Origin of the sequence: Aeromonas sp. HMWF015, assembly GCF_963878965.1 — a bacterium.
In the GTDB taxonomy this organism is placed as follows: Bacteria; Pseudomonadota; Gammaproteobacteria; order Enterobacterales; family Aeromonadaceae; genus Aeromonas; species Aeromonas veronii.
In genome coordinates, this window is record NZ_CAWNZT010000254.1 from 1 (window position 1) to 2,302 (window position 2,302).

The 2,302-nt window shown below is 59.7% G+C and carries 1 protein-coding gene; it reads right to left on the minus strand.

Translation table 11 applies throughout. The features are described 5' to 3' along the window. Positions 1-26 precede the first annotated feature (26 nt). Positions 27-1,763 carry a C4-dicarboxylic acid transporter DauA gene (gene dauA, locus AACS18_RS13375; RefSeq protein WP_069528347.1) on the minus strand — a complete coding sequence of 579 codons (1,737 nt, stop codon included), beginning with the start codon at positions 1,761-1,763 and terminating at the stop codon, positions 27-29. Between the last annotated feature and the right edge of the window lie 539 nt (positions 1,764-2,302).

Sequence of the window (2,302 nt, forward strand, 5' to 3'; positions counted from 1 at the left end):
AATATGCCGTTTCGTATCCCTTTCAATCAATTTACTGCCGCTTCGTGCAAATGTTCACCTTTGAGCGCCTCTTCCAGCGAGCCGTAGAATTCCAGCTTGCCGGGCTGAGGCCGCACCTTGGCGCGTGCCAGAGTCTTGAGCGGTTGGAACTGCAACTCGGCCACCCGCAACTCGACACCGGCTTTAGCCATCTGCTTGCCAAAGTGGAGGAAGGCAGACAGGCCGCCCGCATCGAGGATGGAAACCGCCTCCATCTGCAACACCAGCACCTGGTGCCCTTTCACTTGCGCTTCCAGCTCGGCAAAGACCCGTTCGGCCGCTGCGAAGAAGAGCGGGCCGTTGATCTTGTAGAGCAGGCCGTTGTCCGGCACCTCGTGGGCATAGCGTTTGTGCTCGGCCAAGTCGTGCAGTTTGGTCATCTTGGCGATTTCGCGCATAAAGAGCAGGGATGCCAGGATCACCCCGAAGGTGATGGCGATGACCATGTCGAAAATGACGGTGAGCGACAGGCAGACCAGCAGCACCAGCACATCGGATTTGGGGGCGCGACGGATCAGCTCCACCACCTTGTGCGCTTCACTCATGTTCCAGGCCACGATGAGCAGCAAGGCAGCCATGGCCGAGAGCGGCAACCAGGAGAGCCAGGGGGCCAGCACCAGAATGGCGGCCAGCACCACCAGCGCATGGACAATCCCCGAGATGGGGGACGTAGCGCCGGCACGCACGTTGGCAGCAGAGCGGGCGATGGCGGCGGTAGCGGTAATGCCGCCAAAGAAGGGGGCGAAGATGTTGCCAAGCCCCTGCCCCACCAGTTCGGCGTTGGAGCTGTGTTTGCGACCGGTCATGCCATCGAGCACCACAGCGCAGAGCAGCGACTCGATCGCCCCCAGCATCGCCATGGAGAAGGCGGCAGGCAGCAGCCGCTCAACAGCCGCCAGGTTCCATTCAACTGGCAAGCCATCCGGTCCGGGCAAGGCCCAAGGCATCACCAGAGTTGGTGCGATGGGCGGGATCCCCATCCCTTGAGTGCCATCGGCCAGGGTATAGCTGAACTTGCTGCCGATGGTGGCCACATCCACCCCAAAGTAATGGAGGCCAAAACCTAGGCCCACCCCGACCAGCACCGCGGGCAGGTGGCCGGGCACCGGCAGACGCAGGCGTGGCCAGAGCAGCAGCACGGCCAGCGTTGCGACCCCCACCAGGGTATCGCCCCACTGCCAGCTTGGCAGGGCGGCGGCCAGCGCTTCGACCTTGCCCAGATAGGTTTCCGGCATCTCGGGCACGCTCAGTCCAAAGAAGTCCTTGATCTGCAAGGTAGCGATCACGATGGCGATACCACCGGTAAAGCCCAGCGTCACTGACGGGGGAATGTACTCGATAAGGCGGCCAAGACGGGCCATCCCCATCGCCACCAGAAAAAGGCCGGAGATGAGCGTCGCCATCAACAGACCACCGACCCCGAACTGCTGGGCGACAGGATAGAGGATCACCACAAAGGCAGCGGTTGGGCCGGAGATGGAGTAGCGGGAGCCACCGGTCACGGCGATCACGATTCCGGCAATAATGGCGGTATAGAGACCGTGTTGCGGCGGCACACCGCTGGCGATGGCCAGTGCCATGGCGAGCGGGATGGCGATGATGCCCACCGTCACACCGGCGATAAGATCACGGCCGAAGCGGGCCATGCTGTAGGGTTCATCAATACAGGACTGGCGTAAGGCTATGGCGAGCTTCACGCTATTTAAAGAGGCTTGCTTGTGCATGTATATCGTAATACCAGAAGAGGGAGATAAAGGCCGGAGAGATCCGGCGCCCGATCATCATCAAGGGCCGGCAGGGCTGTCGACGCGGCGATGGTATCCTGCGTAACCTTACTCCAGACGGGCCATTTTTTCGATGGGCAGGATCAATGAAACGCGCGCTCACCCATTATTTGGCCTATTTGCCGCCAAATCGCCGATCTTGGCTCCTGCTCTCCCCCTTTTTGCCACAAAGATTACCATTTGAGCCTCACTGTGTTACCAGCACGTTCGCGACATCATACTGGCATCATCAGGTTGATGCGAACCAAACCAATAACCCCTGCGTCGGTTGGGGGGAGCGATGGCAAGGGACTGATTGTGCTGAAAATAAACCGCAAAGCGCAACTTTTGGGCAAACAATCCGAAAATCCGGTTTTCGGGAAATTCGCGGGTTGACACCCGTCGCCCTGGTCATTAATATTCGCCCCGTCTTAACGAGACAGGCAATTCCTCCTTAGTTCAGTCGGTAGAACGGCGGACTGTTAATCCGTATGTCACTG